This window comes from Sphingopyxis sp. YF1 (assembly GCF_022701295.1).
Classification (GTDB): Bacteria; Pseudomonadota; Alphaproteobacteria; order Sphingomonadales; family Sphingomonadaceae; genus Sphingopyxis.
On record NZ_CP033204.1, the window covers coordinates 24,328 to 41,984 of the forward strand.

Below are 17,657 nucleotides of genomic sequence, written 5' to 3' on the forward strand. Positions count from 1 at the left end.
TTGGCTTTTTTGCTTTTGGTTCGGGGACGGCGCACGGGCCGCGTCACGGCGCCTCGGGGCGGCCGAACAGCATCAACACATAACGCCGCAGATGCGCGACGCTTTCCCGCGCAATCGCCGAATCGTTCGTGGTTTTCGCCAGGACGAAGCCGCCCTGCAGCACCGACTGGATATGGCGCGCGAGGTCGATCGCGGTGACGCCCGGCGGCGCGCCATAGGCGTCGATTGCGGCCTCGATGTCGGGCGCCAGCGCGTTGCAATAGGCGGCGATGCTCGCCTCGCACGCGAGGCGGATCGGTTCGCTGGTCGCATAGGCGTCCTGCACCATCGTACCGATGAAGCAGATGAAGCCGTCGACGGGGCCGTGCAGCATCGAAAAGCGGAAATCGATGTGGCCGAGCAGCCGGTCGAGCGGGTCCGCGAGCCGATTGTGCGGCGCCATCTCGAACATCGGGCGCGCGCGTTCGGTCCACGCTTCGGCCGCCGCGACCCCCAGCGCCTCCTTCGATGCGAAATGATGAAAGAAGGCGCCCTTGGTGACCCCGGCGGCGGTGCAGATCTGTTCGACCGAGGTCGCCGCATAGCCCTGTTTCCGCACTTCCTGGTGCGCCGCGGCGATCAGCTTGTCGCGCGCGCTGCCGCGCGCCGCGCGCGCTCCGTGCCCCGTCGCCCCGGCTGCGCTCGTGCCGCCGGACGGGGTGGAGGAGGGGGGGCGATTCGCTGTCATGCAAATTTACATACCAACCAGTTGGTATGTTGTCAAATGTCGCCCCGTCCTGCACGCTGCGCGGCACTTTCGGCAACTTCCGAAAAGACTCGCCTTTCCGCGGCATTCGCCTAAAAGGACGCGAGAACAAAGCGGGCACATTGCTCGCTGCGCGGGGCCGGCTTCAGGGGGATGTCATGGTCGCGATCGTTTCCACCGTCGCCTATCTCGGCCTCGAGGCGCGCGGCGTCGAGGTGCAGTGCCAGATCACGCCCGGCGTGCCGCGCTTCGTCGTCGTCGGCCTGCCCGACAAGGCGGTCGGCGAAAGCCGCGAGCGCGTCCGCGCCGCGATCGCCGCGATCGGCCTCTCGCTCCCGCCCAAGGTCATCACGGTCAACCTGTCGCCCGCCGACCTGCCCAAGGAAGGCTCGCACTACGACCTGCCGATCGCCCTCGCGCTGCTCGGCGCGATGGGCGTCGTCGATCCCGAAACCCTCGCCAGCTATGTCGTCGTCGGCGAGCTCGGTCTCGACGGCCGCGTCGCGCCGTCGCCCGGTGTCCTCCTCGCCGCCCTCCATGCCGGGAGCAGCGAGCGCGGTCTCGTCTGTCCCGCCGCGCAAGGACCCGAAGCGGCATGGGCGGGCAATGTCGAGGTGCTGGCGGCGCCCGATCTTCTCGGGCTGCTCGGGCATTTCCGGGGCAGCGCGCCGCTTGCGCCGCCGCCGCCGGGCGAAGCCGAAGAGGTCCGTCGTACCGCCGATCTCGCGCAGGTAAAGGGGCAGGAAACCGCCAAGCGCGCGCTCGAAATCGCGGCCGCGGGTGGCCACAATCTGCTGATGTCGGGCCCGCCGGGGTCGGGCAAGTCGCTGATGGCCGCGTGCCTGCCGGGCATCCTCCCCGACCTCACGCCTTCGGAGGCGCTCGAAGTGTCGATGATCGCGTCGATCGCGGGGCATCTCGAGGGCGGGCGCCTCGTCCGCGCGCGGCCCTTCCGCGCACCGCACCACAGCGCCTCGATGCCCGCGCTCGTCGGCGGCGGATTGCGTGTTCGCCCCGGCGAGGTCAGCCTCGCGCATCTCGGCGTCCTCTTCCTCGACGAACTGCCCGAATTCCAGCGCGTCGTGCTCGACTCGCTGCGTCAGCCGCTCGAAACCGGCGAGGTCAGCGTCGCACGCGCCAATGCGCACGTGACCTTTCCCGCGCGCGTGCAGCTCGTAGCGGCGATGAACCCGTGCCGCTGCGGGCATCTCGGCGATCCCGCGCTCGCGTGCAGCCGCGCGCCGCGCTGTGCCGCCGACTATCAGGCCAGGCTCTCCGGGCCGCTGCTCGACCGCATCGACCTGCACGTCGAGGTCGAGGCGGTGCGCGCCGCCGATCTCGTCCTCCCGCCGCCTGCCGAAGGCAGCGATGCGGTCGCCGCGCGCGTCGCCGCGGCGCGGAACATCCAGACCGCGCGCTACGCCGGTCACAAGGCGCGGACCAATGCCGAGATCGACGGCGAATTGCTCGAAGCCGTCGCGACCCCCGATGAAGCCGGTCGCGACCTGCTCGCACAGGCGGCCGCGGCGATGCGGCTGTCGGCGCGCGGCTACACGCGCATGCTGCGCGTCGCGCGCACCATCGCCGATCTGGCCGGTGCCGTCACGGTCGGCCGAATCCATATCGCCGAAGCGCTGAGCTACCGGCGACAGGCGCCGCGGGCGTGATGGCGGACTGGATCGACTTCGAGGCCGAGGTCGTCGAATGGCGCGGCCCGCCGCCCTTCCTGTTCGCGCGCATACCCGAGGTCCACGTCGGCGAAATCCGCTATGCGGCGCTGTCGGCGAGCTATGGCTGGGGTGTCGTTCCCGTCGTGGCGCGCGTCGGGGCCTGCGAATTCGCCACGACGCTCTTCCCGCGCGACGGTACCTACCTGCTGCCGGTCAAGCTCGCCGTCCGGAAGGCCGAAGCCATTGCACGGGGCGACCGGATCGCCGTGGCCATGCGCGTGGGTCGTGCCCGTGCGGGATGCGCCTGACTGCGCATTCAAGTCCCGATTCTCTGCGCCTTGCGGTGGTAAAGATTTTCAAAGACATTTGTGCGATTGGGCGGGACATGGGGTTTTCTGGCAAGGATCTGACAGGTTTTTGGGGGCGGCTGATGTCCGTCCTGGCTCTGCTTGCTGCTGCCTTGTGGACCGTGCCGGCCGGGGCGGTGGCGCTCGATGTCGATCGGGCGCTGTGTCATGCGGTCAGCGCCGCCGACCGGCCCGACGCGGCGCTGGCATCGCTGCGCTTCACCTGCACGGGCGCGCCGTCCGGCTATCATCGGGCCAGCCTGTGGTTGCAGACCGATCCCGCGCGATTCGCGCTGCCGCGCGGCGACGTGGCCCTGATGGTCCATCATTCGCGATTCGACCGGCTCGCGGTCGCCTTCGTCTATGCCGACGGTACCATCCGCTGGCAGGAGGTGCGGCGGGGCGACTATGGCGCGCATTGGCGCGCCGGCGGGCAGATCGTGTTCGATGCGCCCGGACGCCGGGTGCCGCTGACCGCAGTGACGATGCGGTTCGACGGTCTGGCGAGCCATGGTCTGCTGCGTATGCGGTTGATTCCCCAGGCGGAAGCCGGGGTGCAGGCGGCGGGGATGGCCGCCGCGGTCGGTGCGGCGCTGACCCTGTTGCTCGTCAGCACCATCTACAGCCTCTCGCTCGCGGTCGCGGTGCGCCGTCAATATCTGGCGTGGCAGGCCGGCTGGTCGGCGACGATGCTCGTCTGGGGCGGCCTCTGGTCGCAGGCGCATCTCGGCGTGCTGCCGGGGCTCGCCGGGACCGTCACGGCACAGATATGCACTTTCCTTGCCTGCTTCGCGGTGGCCGTTGCGACGATCGGCGCCGTGCAGGCGGTCGACCGGCGGCTCCTGCCTTTGCGGCTCCGCCTTGCCGCGCTCGGGCTCGGCGCAGCGGTCGGCATTGTCGGCCTGCCGCTCGCGCTGATGCAGACCGAGAGCCTGGTACGATGGGCCGACGGGCTGGGGCTGGTGATCGTCGCCGACCTGCTGGTCGTTGCCGCTTACCTCGGGTGGGCGTGGCGCCGCGGATCGGTCGAAGCGCGGGATTTTCTCGCGGCCTGGTGCCTTCCCATGGTGGTGCTCGGGTTCATCCAGTTCGTCGACGTCGAGGACCGGTTCTGGGGCGGAGGGTCGAAACTTCTCGTGCTGCTCGCGGCGACCTGGCAGGCGCTGTGGCTTGCGGCGTCCGCGACGCGCCGGCTTGCGCAGCTTCGCGTCGAGCGCGACCGGGCCCGCGCGGCCGAGGCACAGGCGCAGCAACTGGCGCGCCGCGATCCGCTGACCGGGCTGCCCAACCGTCGCGGCTTTATCGAAAGCGTCACGCCGCTGCTCGATCGGGCGGCAACGGGACAGTTGCCAGCGGCGCTGCTTCTCGTCGATCTCGACCGGTTCAAATCGATCAACGACGTCCACGGCCACGACGCGGGCGACACGGTTCTGTGCACCATCGCCCGGCGAATCGAGCGGTGGGAGGGGCCGATGTGCGCCGTTGCGCGACTGGGGGGCGAGGAGTTCGGGTTGCTCGTCGTCGGGATGGAGGGCATCGTCCTCGCACGCTTTGCCGAAAGCGTGCGGCGCGGTATCGCCGCCTGCGATCATGGCGAGATACTCGCCGGCCGCGCGGTCACCGCGAGCATCGGGGTCGCCGAAGTGCGACCGGCGTGCGATTTCCAGCGCCTGTACCGGCTGGCCGACGAGGCGCTCTATGATGCCAAGCGCGGCGGCCGCGATCGCGTGGTCGTCCAGCGGCACCGCGACATACCGGGCGGTCCTGCCGGAAATGCCGACCGCGAGGTCGCCATGCTGCGCTGACGCGCGGGATCAGGCGCCGAGCGCGCTTGTCCGGTTTTCGACAACCTCGAGCGGCGGCGGCGCCTTGGCCGCTCCGGCGCCGTGGCGGCGGTGGCTGAGCTTGCCGTCGACCTTGCCGCCATTCTCGATCGTGATCGTTTCATAGACGACGTCGCCGGTGATCCGCGCGGTGGCGTGGACGATCAGCGTTTTGGCCTCGATCGATCCGTCGACAAGGCCTGCAATCTTGGCGGTCTCGGCGACGACCGCGCCCTTGATCTCGCTCGCCTCGCCCTGGACGAGGTTGGCGCATTTGAGGTCGCCGTCGATCTTGCCGTCGACGTGCAGGTCGACGCTCGCCGAGACATTGCCGGTAACGACGACGTCCGATCCGAGGATCGAAAAGGTCGTGTGGCGCGCGCCGGTCGCCATCTTAGCGGGCACCGCGGGCGACGGAACCGACTCGCTCGCGGGCGTCGGCTTTGACTTCGAGAACATCGGCTTTGGCCTCCAGGAAGCGGCGCGGATTGACCGCGACGCCGTTCAAACGTACTTCGAAATGCAGGTGGCTGCCGGTCGAGCGGCCGGTCGAGCCCATCTTGGCGATCTGTTCGCCCGCGGCGACCTGGGTGCCGACCTTGGTGGTGAACCCGGACAGGTGGGCATAGCGGGTCAGGATACCCTGTCCATGATCGACCTCGACGACATTGCCAAAACCCGATTTCTGGCCGACGAAGGCGACCTTGCCCGGCGCGGCGGCGAGGATCGGGGTGCCGATGGGGCCGCGGAAATCAAGTCCCGCGTGCATCGCGCCGGCGCCGCTGAAGGGGTCGCTGCGATAGCCGAAGCCCGACGACATCATCAGCACGTCGGCGGGATTGCCCGACGGCACCGCGACGAGGGTGCGCTCGAGCACTTCCATACGGAACAGCGCGCCTTCGAGTGCGGCGAACGACGCGCCGAGCGCCTTGGCCTTGCCCATGCGGCCCTTGTACGGAATGAAGGGACCGCCGCGGCCGGCGGCAGCGTTACGGACCAGCGCCTTGGGATCGAGTCCGAGCTTGGTGACCGCCATCTCGGCGTTGGCGGCGCGGGTGTTGACCGCCGCGAGCAGGCGGGTCGCGAAATTTTCCTGGCGCGCTTCGATACGCGCAAGCGCCTGCGCTTCGGGCGGCAGGTTCGGATCGATCGCGCTGGTCTCGACCGGTGCGGGCTTGGCGGTTTCGCCCGCCGCGACGGGTTCGGCTGCCATCGTTTCGGGATCGATGCCGAAATGGGTTTCGGCGACATTTTCGAGCAGGGCCTGCCGTTCTTCGAGGTCGGCGGCGGTTTCCGCGACGCGGTCGCGATACTGCGCGATGCGTTTTTCCGAAGCCGCGGCGGCGGCCTGTTGCTGCGCGACCGCGGCACGCTCGTCGGCGGTGAGCAGCTGGTTCACCAGAACCGCCAGCATCGTCCCGGCCCAGACGAGCAGCGCGGCGGCGGCGATGAGCGCGACGCGCTTCTGCCATGTGGCGCTGATACGAAGGAAACGCACATGGCCGTGCGTACGAACGAAGATTTCATGGTCCTGAAACAGCGCATTGAAGCGCTGGCGCCAATGGCGCAGGCCCGTCGATTGCGAAGACAAGTGGCGACCCCATCTTGTTATTTTGTGGAGCCCTCCGCCCCGAGTGCTGCGCGCCCTATCAGCACTCCACCCGACTCGCGAATCCTGCGGGGGCGACTCGCGCCGAATCGAAAGGGGGATGCGATGAACGGTGCCGAGGCGCGGCAATGCTGCCATTTTGGTGCCAATTGGGGCCGAATCGACCACCCGGAAATGTCGAGAAAATGGCGTGTCGACGCGGGAGACCGCACCATGGTTGCGGTGGAAAATCGACCCATTGCGACACTGGCTTCAAATCGTTGACGCGTTGCTTACCATTTGCGGCTAGGCGGGGCGCGTGACGCATACGCCGAACATCATGCCGCCTGCGGGTGCCGAAGCCGCACCCGGCCTCGCGATACCCGCCACGCGGCCACGCTCGGCGGTTAGCGCCGGGGTTGGCGTGGTCGGGGTGATCGGCCTGTTTTCCTATCTGCTGCTGGCGCGTCACGCACCCGACGTTGCAGCCTTTTTCGGTATCGACTGGGGCGGCCGGGGTGTGCTCAGCGGGCCCAATTCGGCGCTCGCGAGCGTGCTGGCCTGCGGGATTCCGATGGTGCTGTGGTCGGTGTTCGTCGACAAGGTGCACCGCAATCCGTCGACCGGGATCGACTGGTCGTTGCGGCGACCGTGGCGCGAGACGATCGACATCAGCCTGACCAAGCTCGCCGGGCTATGGGCGACTTGGGCGCTGATCGCGCTCGTCTATGCGACGATGCGTTTCTACTGGTTCGGCCAATATGCCTTTGCGATGGACCTGCTTGAGCGGGTGGCGCCCTGGCTGCTCCTCATTTCGGTACCCTATATGCTGTGGCTCGACCGCCGCATGGTCGAACCGCGCGACGGTTGTTACCAGTTCGGTCGCTGGCTGATCGCGCCGGGGCAGCCGGTCGACGGCAAGGCGATCGGACATCATTTCCGCGCCTGGGCGGTGAAGGGATTTTTCACCGCCTTCATGCTGTCGATCGTGCCGGGCAATTTTTCGGCGCTGGTGACAGTGTCGATGAACGAGGTGCTCGCCAACCCCTATATGACGGGGATCTGGGCGATAAATCTGCTCTATCTGGTCGACGTCCATGTCGCGACGGTGGGTTATGTGCTGACCGTCAAGCCGCTCGATTCGCACATCCGCACCGCCAATCCGTACGGCATGGCATGGGTCGCGGCGCTGATCTGCTACCCGCCCTTCATCCTGATGAACGGCGGCCCGCTCGATTATCAGGTCGGCGGATCGGATTGGGGGCACTGGCTCGCCGAGCACGATAATCTCATGATGCTGTGGGCGGCGGTGCTGATCTTCCTGACCGCGATCTACAGCTGGGCGACGATGGCGTTCGGGCTGCGCTTTTCGAACCTGACGCACCGCGGCGTGATCACCCACGGCCCCTATTCGCTCACGCGCCACCCCGCCTATATCTCGAAGAATCTGAGCTGGTGGGTCGGCTCGCTGCCGTTCCTCGTCACCACGGGCAGTTGGGTCGAGGGTGCGCGCAACGTCGTGCTGCTCGGACTGGTCAGCGGGGTCTATTACTGGCGCGCCAAGACCGAGGAAAAGCACCTGCTCGCCGATCCCGCCTATGTCGCCTATTGGAACTGGGCGCAGGACCATGCCCTGATCCCGCGCCTGTTCACCAAATTGACCGGGCGGCGGCGTCCGCTGATCCGGCTCGAACCCGATCCGCGCGTGGGACCGGTCGCCTAGCCACACGCGCTTCCGTCGTCTCGCGCGGCGGCTGCTCCTTTCCTGCGTGTCGAACGCTCGCCGCTCAGGCGGTGCAGGCGCTGTCGGTGCGACGCGCGGGCGTCGCGGCCTTACCGGCCCAGGGCGCCGCAAAGTGGATCGCGACGGCGGCGGCGGAGGCTTCGGTCACGGCCGCCCACAGGCGGTGAAACCAGTTCGATGCGGGCGTCGTGGCGGCGGTCATGGCGTGTCTCCTGTCTCCGCGCCGCAGGGGGAGGGAGGGGCGGCGCGGATGTCCTCTTCTACGCGCGGCGAAGCGGCGATTGGCGCCCAAATTCGGCATCGCTCTGACCAATTTTCGCGTCTATTGTAATTTTATGCGAAAAATGATCGATCTCGACCGGTTCGACCGCCACCTGCTCGAACTGGTGCGTCAGGACAATCTCCAACCCGCGCGCGTGCTCGCGGAAAAGGTCGGGCTGTCGCTTTCGGCGGTGCTGCGCCGTTTGCGGCGACTGCGCGAAGACAGGGTGATCGTCGCCGATATCGCGCTGGTCGATCCGGCGCTGACCGGGTCGGCGCTGACCATGCACGTGCTGGTGCAGATGCAGCAGGCGGGCCCCCAGACGATGGACGCCTTCGCCCGGGATATCGCGCGTCATCCCGAAATCACCGCGGCGTGGGACATCACCGGCGACGATGATTTCCTGCTCAAGGTCCAGGTGGGCACGATGGAGGAATATGACCGTTTCACGCGCCGTGCGCTTGGCGAAGACAAGGGTGTCCATTCGTTCAAGACGCTGATCACGATCCGGCATATCATCGAGAATGAGGCGGCGCGTCGCCCGCTGCGCGACCCGTGATGCGCGCCGCGGCTTGACGCACCGGGGATGCGGCCGCATCCTTGCATCATGGCGCGTGCCTACACGACTTTCGCCGATTTCTGGCCATTTTACCTGCGCGAGCACAGCAAGGCGTCGACGCGTGCGCTGCACTATGTCGGGACCAGCCTGGTTGTGCTGATCGCGATCGCGGCGATCGCGTCGGGGCGCTGGGCGTGGCTCGCCGCCTTGCCGGTCGCGGGCTATGCCTTCGCCTGGGTCGCGCATTTCGGCGTTGAAAAGAACCGGCCCGCAACCTTCACCTATCCGCTATGGAGCCTCGCCGCCGATTTTCGGATGTGGGCGCTGTGGCTGACCGGACGTCTCGGCCCCGAACTCGACAGGGCGGGGGTGCGCTAACTGCACCGCCGGCATTGCGATCCTCCCGACCGGTTCGATCCGGCGCGGGGCATGGCCGTCGAGGGCGGCGGCAAAATCGATCAGACTGAACGAAAGGCTGCGCTGGCGCGCACTGCGAATGATTCTAAACTTCGTATCTTCGATCTGACCGGAGACCCGCCATGCCGACCGACCTCGTCAAGACGCTGACCTATTTGTCGCTGCATCTGACCATCGGATTTGGCGTGGCCTATGCGCTGACCGGATCGCTCGCGCTCGCGGGCGGGATCGCGCTGATCGAGCCGTGCGTCAATGCGGTCGCCTTTTTCTTTCACGAAAAGGCGTGGCAGCGCGCGGGCGCGCGGCGTAGGTTGCTTGCGGCCTGACCCAGCGCCGCCGAGTCCGGCCCCCCTCATTCCGTTGCCAGCCCAGGAGACAGAGATGACCGTCAATCGCGCTTCCGCCCGCTACGAAGGTTTCGGCAAGGAGGGCCGGGGATCGATCACCACCCGGTCGGGCGTGCTCGAAAAACAGCCCTATGGGTTCGGCACGCGCTTCGAAGGCAAGCCGGGCACCAATCCTGAGGAATTGATCGCCGCGGCGCACGCGGCCTGTTTTACCATGGCACTGTCCTTCGGACTCGCGCGCGCGGGCTACGCCGGTGACACGCTCGAAACGAGCGCCGCGGTGACCCTTGACCAGATCGAGGGCGGGTTCGAAATCGGCAAATCGGCCTTGACGCTGACCGCGAAGGTGCCCGGTATTTCGGCCGACGAGTTCGCGAAGATCGCCGAGGAGGCCGAGAAAAACTGCCCGGTGTCGAAGCTGCTCGATTGCGAGATCACGCTCGAACACAGCCTCGAAAATTAGGCGGCGTAGCGCAGCGGCGCGGGCAGTTCGTCGGCCATGAAGTCGAACGTGCCCTGCAGCGGCGGTTCGAGCGGCCAGCTTTGCAGGACGCGGTGGCGACGGTGGCCGACGTGGCTTTCGACGAGCACCAGATCGCGCGGGATCCACGTCCATGGGAGCGGTACCGGGGCGAAGTCGCACGCGCCATAGCCCAGCGTGATGTGCGGCCGCAGGCCCGATTTGCGATGCAGCGGCAGGATCGCCTCCGCTTCCAGCAACGCGACGATCCGCGCATACAGGTGACGAATGCCGTCTATGCGACCGATCGTGGCCAGTTCGGCGCCCATTCCCTTGCTGACGATCCGGCCGAACGGAATGGCGCTTGCTGCGGGGAGGCCGGCCGCGAACGCGCGCGCGACGTGCTGGCGGACGAACGGCTGCGGCGTGTCGGTCTCGGCGATCGTGCACAGCGTGAGGTGGTAAAGCTGGGGTTTCAGTCCGGCAAACAGATCGCCCGGCACGTGCGGCAAATGGCGGGCGAGCCAGCCGGCGCGGTCGGCGGCGACCTGGAATCCCAGGAAATAGCGGAACATCGGCGTCACGACTTTTCTCCGAATCGGACTATGTTCCCATTATGTTCTCATGCGTGCGAGGTGTCGAATCCTTTGTTCGATTGGGGGTCGCACCACGCGCGCATGCTGACGCGGCCACCGCATCGCTAGTCGCCGATCTGGCAAGATCCGGCGCGTTTTTCCTCCTTGCCGCCAGCGAGGAACCAGCGTGATTCGTCGGGGGACGCGCTGTCGTCATGATAGCAGACGTCGGTGGCGCCGGTGCGCGGATCGATGAACACCGCCCATTGGTGCGGTCCGCAATTATGCTGCTCGCACGCCCAGGCTGCGATCTTGTCGCCGTGCATCTCGATCGGCGCTGCAGGCCCCGGGGTCGACTGGATCGCCTTGCGGACAGCGGCGTCGCCAACCGTCGCGGCGATGCCCGCCCTGACCACGGGATGGTCGGTCCATGCGACCCCGTCGACCTTGTCGAACGGATATTTGCCGACATAGGCGGTAAGGCCGGTCTCCGCCGTCGAAGCCAGCGGCGGCGATGCTTGGCTGGCGGTTGCTGCTTCGGCCGCAGGCGGTTCGCCCGGCGGCGCATCGGCCTTTCCGGTGCCGGCGTCGCACGCCGCAAGTGCGAGACCGGCGGCGAGCAGCAGGATGGTCGGGCGCAGCGTCATGGGAATCTCCTTCTCGGTCCGGGCGACCATGCCAGACCCGCGGCGGCCGGGCCACCGACATGATGACGGGCCGTCCCGTCAGCCGCGATCGAGCAAGTCGTCGGTGACTTCGAGCAGCAGCAGGGGAAGGGTATCGGCAGCGGCGATCGCATCGACGAAGGCGGCCCGCGTCGCGGGTTCGTCATAGACCATCCTGGCGTCATAGGCGGCCTGCCATGTCGCCCGGTCGGGCCATTCGGCGATGCCGATAAAGCGCGGTCCTCCGGGTCCGTCCTCGCGGTGGAGGCGCGAGCCGAGCGATCCGTAGCGCGCCCGGATCAACTCGGTTCCGCGCCGCCATGCAGTGCGGAACTGGTCTTCCTTGCCGCGATGAACCGTCCAGCGATACGCGACCACGAACATTTTCAGCGGCAGCGCACGTCGTTGCTGCTGCCACGGTCGATCGCGGTGCCTGCAACGGCGCCCCCGATCGCGCCGAGCACCGTGCCGAGCGTCTTGGAATCGCCCGGCGCGATGACGTTGCCGAGCACGCCGCCGGCAATTCCGCCGACGATCAGACCGGTCGACCCGTCGGAACGGCGGCAATAATATTTGCCGTCGCGCCCTCGGTAGACGCGGTCGTTGCTGCCGAGGCGCCGTTCGCGATAGCGGCGGTCGTTGCGGTAATAATTGTCGGCATAATAGCCGCCGTGGCGGGGATCGGGATTGTTATAGTCGTAGCGGCCATAGCGGTCGTGATAGCTGCGGTCGTAATAGCCATAGCCGTCGTCGTAATAGCTGCCGGTCGAAGCGCAGCCGGCGAGTGCGGTCGCGGCGGCAAGGGGGAAGATGAGAAGCCTGTTCATGGCGCGTCTCCTGATGAGAGCCTCCGCGCGCGGCGCCGGAATGCGCAGCGCGCCGGCCCCGGGGTCTGGAGAATAGACCCGCGAGACGCGAAGGGGTTCCGTTGGCGGCGCTTCGATGCGACGGACGATTGCCAGCCGCGCGGCTTTGCGACACGGTGGGCGAAGCAGCGGGCAGGGAACGGACGATGAGCGGGCACAAGATCAGTTTCGGTATCGACGGGGCCGCGCACCCGGCCGCGCCGATCGCGGGTCCGGACGCGGCTGGTCCCGTCATCGAATTCCTCTGCGACCCGGCGCTCGCGGGCAAGGTTCCCGCGCCCGAGCGCGCGATCCGTTTCGCGCCCGACTGGTTCAGGCGGCTGAACCGCGAAATGGGCATGACTTACGAAAACGGACTGCCCGCGATGACGGCCAAGGCGTGCCTGCCGATGACCGACGCCTTCGCGCTCGGTTTCGTGCTGCCGCTGGCCTATGACGTGATGCTCCGCGTGCCCGAGGACCGGATCGCGATCCAGATGGGCTGGGGCGAGGATGTCGCCTTCCAGCCGGTCGAACAACATCACCCGGCGCAGATCGGCGCCCCCGAACCCCCGTTCGAGAATGTGATGCCGCTCAAGTTCATCAACCCGTGGCGGGTCAAGGTGCCCGAGGGCTATTCGGTGCTGTTCGTCCAGCCGCTCAGCCGCCCCGATCTCCCCTTCACCTGCTTTTCGGGCTTGGTCGATTGCGACCGTTTCGACACGACGGTGAACATGCCCTTTGCGTGGACCGGCCCGGTCGGCGATCATTATCTCCCCGCGGGAACGCCGATCGCGCAGATGATCCCGATCCGCCGCGACACGCTGATCAAGGCCGACGTCGCGCGCGCCTCGACCGCGGAGGAACTCGCCGCGCAGGAGGTGGCGCGCGGCCGCAAATACGGGGAGCAGGCGGCCTATGCCCGCGACTGGCGGGTGAAGAAATAACGCCGCGTCCCGGCTTGATCTCAACTGCGGTTGAACTTTCATAAGGCGGGGCCGATGATTCGCCCGCGAGGAGCCCGCCATGCCGACTGCCGAAACGTCCCCGATCGACCTGCCGCAGTATCTCGCGCGCATCGGCTATGACGGGCCGCTCGCGCCGACCCCCGGCGTGCTGGCGGCGCTGCAGGCAGCGCATGTCGCGGCGATCCCGTTCGAGGCGCTCGACGTGCTGACCGGTGCCGGGGTCGACCTCGCCCCCGCGGCGATCGACGCCAAGCTGATCGCGGCGCGGCGCGGCGGCTATTGCTTCGAGCAGAACGACCTGTTCCTGCGCGTGCTCCGCGCGATCGGTTTCGACGCCGAGGGCCGGCTGGCGCGGGTGCGGTGGATGCTGCCGGAAGGCGTCCCGGAAACCCCGCGCACGCACCAGCTGACGCAGGTGCGGCTGGGCGGCGAGGCGTGGCTGGTCGACGTCGGTTTCGGCTCGGCGGTGCCCGCGGCGCCGCTGGCGCTGGGCCGCGAGGGGCCGCAGCCGACCGCGCACGAACGCTGCCGCATCCTCCCGCACCGCGACGGTTGGCGCGTCGAGGCCGAGATCGCGGGCGCATGGGCGGCGCTGTACGACGTCTCGGACGGCGAACCGCCCGCGATCGATTATGCGGTCGGCAACTGGTACACCTCGACGCACCCCGCGTCGCATTTCCGCAACCAGCTCGTCGCGGCGCGCACGACCGCCGGGGCGCGTTATGCGCTGCGCGACAATCGTCTGACGATCCGCGCACGCGACGGCAGCAGCGAACAGCGCCATCTGGATGCCGACGCGATTGCGGCGGCGCTCGCCGACGTCTTCCTGCTGCCGGTCCAGGCGGGCTGGCGCGGCGTCATCGAGCGGGCTGCCGCCGCCGCTCCCTAGTCCGGGGCCATCGCGATCGCCTTCGCGGCCCGCGGTTCTTGCTTGCGCCGGGTGACCGGGCTGTTACGCAGGGCGCGGGTCGCGATGGAGAAATCATGGCCCATATCCTTTCCGTCCTTCCCGCGCTCGCCGCGGCGACGCTGGTCCTGTCCGGCCCCGCCTCCGCCCAGACCGGCGGCACCGTCGCGCCGGTCGAGGGGCTGCCCGCGACCGCATGGGAGGCGGCCTACGCCCGGCCGCTCGACGATGCGGCGGTCGCTTCGCCCGAGATCTTCCGCCTGCTCACCGAATGGGCGCCGGTAAGGGATCCGGGCAATCCGACCCTCTATCGCAAATATATCGGCGAGGATGAGGCGAAGCTGGTGGTTCGCCACCTGCGCCGCGACGGCAAGCTCGACGCGGGCGAGATCGACCTGCTCGAGGAGTTCGCCTTTCCCAGGGAGCGCGTGATCCGGCTCACCCGCCTCGGCGCCGACGGCAAGCCCGAGAAGGCGAGCGCCGCGGCGGTGACCCCGCCGCCGGGGATGATGCAGAGCTTTGCGCGCGAGCTCAATGCGATGTGGCAGACCGAATGGGCGAAGCCTGATGCCGCGGGCTGGCCGCTGCTCGTCGGGCTCTACGCCCGCGATCCGAAGCGGTACGAGATCCTGCACAAAAGGCTGCGCGCGGCGGGGCAGGCGGTGCTGACCGAAAAATGGCGGCAGTCGAACGCGGGCAATCGCTATGTCCCGTTCCGCGAGGCGATCCGCCTCTACGACGGCGCGACGCTCAAGCTGCCGCAGGCGCAGTGGCCCGCGGGCAAGCGGCTGCTCTTCGACGCCGCCGCGGACACCGACCGCCATTATGGCGATGCGATCCAGGACTTCCTCTACGTCTGGCTGAAGCCTGCGAGGTAGCGCGGGGCAGACGCCCTCGCTGCATGGGCTCAGTCCCGCTCGGTTTTCTCTTCCTGCATCGTCTCGCGCTTGACGGCGGCGCTGATCGCGGCACCCTGGCTGTGGCCGTTGCGGAAGGGCGGGGTCGCATAGCGACCGCGCACATAGGCGAAATCCCATTCGGTTAGCGATGCCGCGGTCTCTCCGCCCGGCTCGGTGTCGATCGCGGTCAGGATGGTGTTCGCTGCGGTGTCGTCCATATTTTTCGGCGCGCTGTCGGTCAGCGTGCGCATCAGCGCATAGTCGGCAACCTGCACGGGGGTGAGGCCGATGAGCGCGCGTCGCTCGATGACCACCACCGACATCACGATCACCGGCTTGGTCATCTCCATCAGGTGCGATCCACCGAACGAGGATTCGAAGACCTTGATCCCGCCGGCGGAACTCCCGGGAGAGCCTTTGCTGTCGAGTCGCTGCGTCAGGTGCCATGCGGTCGCGGGGCCGGTCTCGCGCGGCGGCGACCAGTGCTTCGTCGAGGGATCGGAGAAATAGACGGGGTGCGCCTTGCGAAAGGCCTTGAGGAAAGCCTCCTTGTCGTCAACGAACAGGACGAGCGCGCTGGTGCGGCACGGCAGCGCCGCGGGCTTGACTGCGGTCGCCTCCGCGACGCGGCGCATCCGCGCCTCCATGTCCGTGTTGCGTTCCGCGCTGAGACCGACGACGGCGGGGCAATAGCTGCCTTCCTCGTACCGCGGTAGCGGCTCGCCCGCGTGCACGACCGTCAGCGCGCGGACATAATGGTCGATGGCACGCGCCTTGTCCTTGATTCCCTCGACAATGATCGCGTCATCGGAGGGTGCCGCCTGGGCGGTTTCCGGATCTGCCGCCGCCGCGGTCCCTGACAGGCCGCTCAGCAGGACCGCGCCTGCAAGACCCAGCGATTTCAGGCCGGACGTGCCGATGATCGAAGACGGCGTTTTGCCCATGATATTCAATCCACCATTGTTCAGTGCAGGAGGGGTGCTTCACTGTTCTGTATCAGTAATACAGCATGGTCGTCAATCGGACCAATGACGCGGCCGCCGGTTGACTGTCGGCATGGTTGCCACCGCGTGCCGGATACGTCGGCGCACCTTTCCCTGGCGTTCCTACGGCACCGCCGTCGTGGCCCTTTCCGCCGCGCCCGCATCCGGTGCGATCCGGAAAGCCTGCGCGGTCCGCGCCGGGCCGGTCAGGCGTTTGAGCTCGGCGGCATCCTTCTCGGCCTCGGCCGATTTCTCGATCGCGTCGGCAAGGTTCTTCTGGCGCTTTTCGAGCTGTTTGGTCCATCTAGCCTGGTCGGCCCTTGCGGTGCGAAGGATCTGGGCGGGGCCGCTGCGCTTGGGGTCGGTGGCAGCCGCGGCTTCGGCGGCGGCGACCTGGGCAATCGCCGCGTCGAGCTTGTTCTGCGCCTCGTCGACGCTCTTCGCCGCGCTTTCGTGCCAGTTCCTGGTCGAGGTCAGGCGATGCTCCATCACGTCGCCGGGCTTGACGCAGAACTGCGCCGCGGGTTCGACCGTCTCCTCGGGTCCCGCGACGGTGAGCTCGCGCAGCTTCCACAGTTTTTTGGAGCGCACGAAGAAACCCGTATAGACCCCGGCGACCTGTCCCCCGGCATCGAGCACCGCCCATTGGCCGAGCGCGGTCGCGCCGGCGCCGCCGCGATAGAAGCGCAGCGGCTCCGCCTCCAGCACATGCCCCGCCACCGCGAGCGGATCGGTTTGCCGGTCGATGTCGAGCTGGCCCGCACTCGCGCCGCCGCCCTGCCACTTGCTCTTCTTGTCGAGGTGAAAGGCCGCGCTTTTTGGCGTGCCGCGCTGCGCCGCGGCGAAATAGGCCTGCATGGCGGCGAGCGAGGGCGCGCGCGCCTCGGCGATCTTGGCGTCGGCCATCGGCGTGCCGGTCATGCACGGGCTGACCCCGGCGCCATAGCCCATCGTCGCGAAAATGTAGAGATTGGGGTCGAGGTGCGGCATATATTGCGCCGACGCGGGCGCCGCCTGCGCCGCCACCGCCAGCGACAGCGCGCCCGCCAATCGTCTCAAGCCCTTGCCCATTTCGCTCGTCCCCCCGTTTTCGTGGCGATCGCCATCGACAGCGATGTATCAGCTGCATCGCGTTCGCAAAGGCCGAAATATCGCATCCGCCCCGCGCGGATGATCCGGCGGTCGCGCCCGAAGGCGACGCCCCGACGCGCGTCAGCCCCGCGGTGCGGCGAGCGCGTCGGCGTTGATCATCGGCGGCGCATAGCGGCGGACGGTGCCGGTGAAGATGCCCGCGACGATCGCCGGGTCGGCGGCGAGGATCGCGTCGGCCGCAGCCTGATCGGCGGCGCGGAGCAGGACGAGCCCGCTGTCGGCCCCCACCGGCCCCGCGCTGGCGATGCGCCCGGCGCGGAAATGTGCCATCCAGTAATCGAAATGCGGCCGCAGCCCCTGTTCGGTGAACGGCCGGCCGGGTTTCCACGCGGGACCCGGGGCGAGGATGAGCGCGAACAGCGGCGCCGCGGTTTCGGTCGCGGCCGGGGGCGCGGCGGCCTCGTCCGCGGCGGCGGCCGGCGCGGGGAGGCTGAACGCCAGCAGGACGACAAGCGGCAAGGCGAGGATCGGGCGCATGGGATACTCCGGAGGCGGGCGGTGATGATGACGCGGTGGCGCGCGCTTGTCCACCGGGGTGCGCTTGGACCCGCGCGTCAAGGATGGCTCGACGGGGTTCGCAGCGAATGGGGAAGCGATGATCAACGATCTGCCGGATATCTTGCTGCGCCCGCCATCGCTCCGGCGGGGGGCGAAGCCGAAGCGGCCGCGGAGACCGGCGCCGGCCTCGGCTGAACGACCCG

General features: G+C 68.2%; 23 protein-coding genes. 12 read left to right on the forward strand and 11 right to left on the reverse strand.

What is annotated here, in order from left to right; genetic code table 11:
- Positions 1-43: 43 nt before the first annotated feature.
- The gene (locus EAO27_RS00170; RefSeq protein ID WP_242775572.1) at positions 44-727 is read right to left on the reverse strand and encodes a TetR/AcrR family transcriptional regulator; all 684 of its coding nucleotides are present in this window, start codon (positions 725-727) and stop codon (positions 44-46) included.
- A gap of 176 nt (positions 728-903) precedes the next feature.
- Between EAO27_RS00170 and EAO27_RS00175 the strand changes: the two genes are divergently transcribed.
- The 3 genes from EAO27_RS00175 (at position 904) to EAO27_RS00185 (ending at position 4,567) form a co-directional block, all read left to right on the forward strand.
- Positions 904-2,412 (forward strand): YifB family Mg chelatase-like AAA ATPase, encoded by a 1,509-nt coding sequence (locus EAO27_RS00175; RefSeq protein ID WP_242775574.1) that lies wholly within the window; start codon positions 904-906, stop codon positions 2,410-2,412.
- A complete protein-coding gene (locus tag EAO27_RS00180) occupies positions 2,412-2,723 on the forward strand; it encodes a DUF1905 domain-containing protein (RefSeq protein WP_242775582.1) in 312 nt (103 codons plus the stop codon). Before EAO27_RS00175 ends, EAO27_RS00180 begins: the two co-directional genes overlap by 1 nt.
- Positions 2,724-2,845: 122 nt before the next feature.
- Positions 2,846-4,567, forward strand: coding sequence for a GGDEF domain-containing protein (locus EAO27_RS00185; RefSeq protein ID WP_242775584.1), 1,722 nt, complete (start codon positions 2,846-2,848; stop codon positions 4,565-4,567).
- A gap of 9 nt (positions 4,568-4,576) precedes the next feature.
- Here the strand turns inward: EAO27_RS00185 and EAO27_RS00190 are convergent, their stop codons facing one another.
- The gene (locus EAO27_RS00190; RefSeq protein WP_242775586.1) at positions 4,577-4,978 is read right to left on the reverse strand and encodes a polymer-forming cytoskeletal protein; all 402 of its coding nucleotides are present in this window, start codon (positions 4,976-4,978) and stop codon (positions 4,577-4,579) included.
- A gap of 1 nt (position 4,979) precedes the next feature.
- Positions 4,980-6,176, reverse strand: coding sequence for a peptidoglycan DD-metalloendopeptidase family protein (locus EAO27_RS00195; RefSeq protein ID WP_242775588.1), 1,197 nt, complete (start codon positions 6,174-6,176; stop codon positions 4,980-4,982).
- Positions 6,177-6,299: 123 nt separating this feature from the next.
- On the opposite strand from EAO27_RS00195, the gene EAO27_RS00200 reads away from it, so the two are divergent.
- On the forward strand, positions 6,300-6,458 hold the full coding sequence (locus EAO27_RS00200; protein WP_242775601.1) for a hypothetical protein: 159 nt from the start codon (positions 6,300-6,302) through the stop codon (positions 6,456-6,458).
- A 55-nt stretch (positions 6,459-6,513) separates the two neighbouring features.
- A complete protein-coding gene (locus tag EAO27_RS00205; protein WP_242780694.1) occupies positions 6,514-7,896 on the forward strand; it encodes an isoprenylcysteine carboxylmethyltransferase family protein in 1,383 nt (460 codons plus the stop codon).
- A gap of 64 nt (positions 7,897-7,960) precedes the next feature.
- Here the strand turns inward: EAO27_RS00205 and EAO27_RS00210 are convergent, their stop codons facing one another.
- A complete protein-coding gene (locus tag EAO27_RS00210; protein WP_242775603.1) occupies positions 7,961-8,119 on the reverse strand; it encodes a hypothetical protein in 159 nt (52 codons plus the stop codon).
- 133 nt (positions 8,120-8,252) lie between these two features.
- Between EAO27_RS00210 and EAO27_RS00215 the strand changes: the two genes are divergently transcribed.
- From EAO27_RS00215 to EAO27_RS00230, 4 genes are all read left to right on the forward strand, one after another.
- Positions 8,253-8,738 (forward strand): Lrp/AsnC family transcriptional regulator, encoded by a 486-nt coding sequence (locus tag EAO27_RS00215; protein WP_242775605.1) that lies wholly within the window; start codon positions 8,253-8,255, stop codon positions 8,736-8,738.
- A gap of 48 nt (positions 8,739-8,786) precedes the next feature.
- Positions 8,787-9,116 (forward strand): DUF962 domain-containing protein, encoded by a 330-nt coding sequence (locus EAO27_RS00220; protein ID WP_242775607.1) that lies wholly within the window; start codon positions 8,787-8,789, stop codon positions 9,114-9,116.
- A gap of 161 nt (positions 9,117-9,277) precedes the next feature.
- A complete protein-coding gene (locus tag EAO27_RS00225) occupies positions 9,278-9,481 on the forward strand; it encodes a DUF2061 domain-containing protein (protein WP_242775609.1) in 204 nt (67 codons plus the stop codon).
- A gap of 55 nt (positions 9,482-9,536) precedes the next feature.
- A complete protein-coding gene (locus EAO27_RS00230; RefSeq protein ID WP_242775611.1) occupies positions 9,537-9,965 on the forward strand; it encodes an OsmC family protein in 429 nt (142 codons plus the stop codon).
- Here EAO27_RS00230 and EAO27_RS00235 read toward each other — a convergent pair.
- The 4 genes from EAO27_RS00235 to EAO27_RS00250 form a co-directional block, all read right to left on the reverse strand.
- A complete protein-coding gene (locus EAO27_RS00235; protein WP_242775619.1) occupies positions 9,962-10,546 on the reverse strand; it encodes a hypothetical protein in 585 nt (194 codons plus the stop codon). The genes EAO27_RS00230 and EAO27_RS00235 overlap by 4 nt on opposite strands.
- Positions 10,547-10,662: 116 nt before the next feature.
- Positions 10,663-11,184 carry a hypothetical protein gene (locus tag EAO27_RS00240; protein WP_242775621.1) on the reverse strand — a complete coding sequence of 174 codons (522 nt, stop codon included), beginning with the start codon at positions 11,182-11,184 and terminating at the stop codon, positions 10,663-10,665.
- 78 nt (positions 11,185-11,262) lie between these two features.
- Positions 11,263-11,586 carry an antibiotic biosynthesis monooxygenase gene (locus EAO27_RS00245; RefSeq protein WP_242775623.1) on the reverse strand — a complete coding sequence of 108 codons (324 nt, stop codon included), beginning with the start codon at positions 11,584-11,586 and terminating at the stop codon, positions 11,263-11,265.
- A 2-nt stretch (positions 11,587-11,588) separates the two neighbouring features.
- Positions 11,589-12,029, reverse strand: a complete 441-nt coding sequence (locus EAO27_RS00250; RefSeq protein WP_242775630.1) for a glycine zipper 2TM domain-containing protein — start codon at positions 12,027-12,029, stop codon at positions 11,589-11,591.
- 185 nt (positions 12,030-12,214) lie between these two features.
- Between EAO27_RS00250 and EAO27_RS00255 the strand changes: the two genes are divergently transcribed.
- The 3 genes from EAO27_RS00255 to EAO27_RS00265 all read left to right on the forward strand — a co-directional run bounded on the left by EAO27_RS00255 (position 12,215) and on the right by EAO27_RS00265 (position 14,800).
- Complete coding sequence (locus EAO27_RS00255) at positions 12,215-12,994, forward strand: hypothetical protein (protein WP_242775632.1); 780 nt, start codon at positions 12,215-12,217, stop codon at positions 12,992-12,994.
- A gap of 79 nt (positions 12,995-13,073) precedes the next feature.
- Positions 13,074-13,904 carry an arylamine N-acetyltransferase gene (locus tag EAO27_RS00260; RefSeq protein WP_242775641.1) on the forward strand — a complete coding sequence of 277 codons (831 nt, stop codon included), beginning with the start codon at positions 13,074-13,076 and terminating at the stop codon, positions 13,902-13,904.
- Between the two features lie 95 nt (positions 13,905-13,999).
- Positions 14,000-14,800 (forward strand): hypothetical protein, encoded by an 801-nt coding sequence (locus EAO27_RS00265; RefSeq protein ID WP_242775644.1) that lies wholly within the window; start codon positions 14,000-14,002, stop codon positions 14,798-14,800.
- Between the two features lie 29 nt (positions 14,801-14,829).
- Here EAO27_RS00265 and EAO27_RS00270 read toward each other — a convergent pair whose 3' ends face one another.
- From EAO27_RS00270 to EAO27_RS00280, 3 genes are all read right to left on the reverse strand, one after another.
- A complete protein-coding gene (locus tag EAO27_RS00270; protein WP_242775646.1) occupies positions 14,830-15,765 on the reverse strand; it encodes a hypothetical protein in 936 nt (311 codons plus the stop codon).
- A gap of 162 nt (positions 15,766-15,927) precedes the next feature.
- The gene (locus EAO27_RS00275) at positions 15,928-16,875 is read right to left on the reverse strand and encodes a hypothetical protein (protein ID WP_242775649.1); all 948 of its coding nucleotides are present in this window, start codon (positions 16,873-16,875) and stop codon (positions 15,928-15,930) included.
- A 141-nt stretch (positions 16,876-17,016) separates the two neighbouring features.
- Entirely contained in the window at positions 17,017-17,433 is a 417-nt protein-coding gene (locus EAO27_RS00280) for a hypothetical protein (protein ID WP_242775651.1), read from the reverse strand.
- Positions 17,434-17,657: the final 224 nt, after the last annotated feature.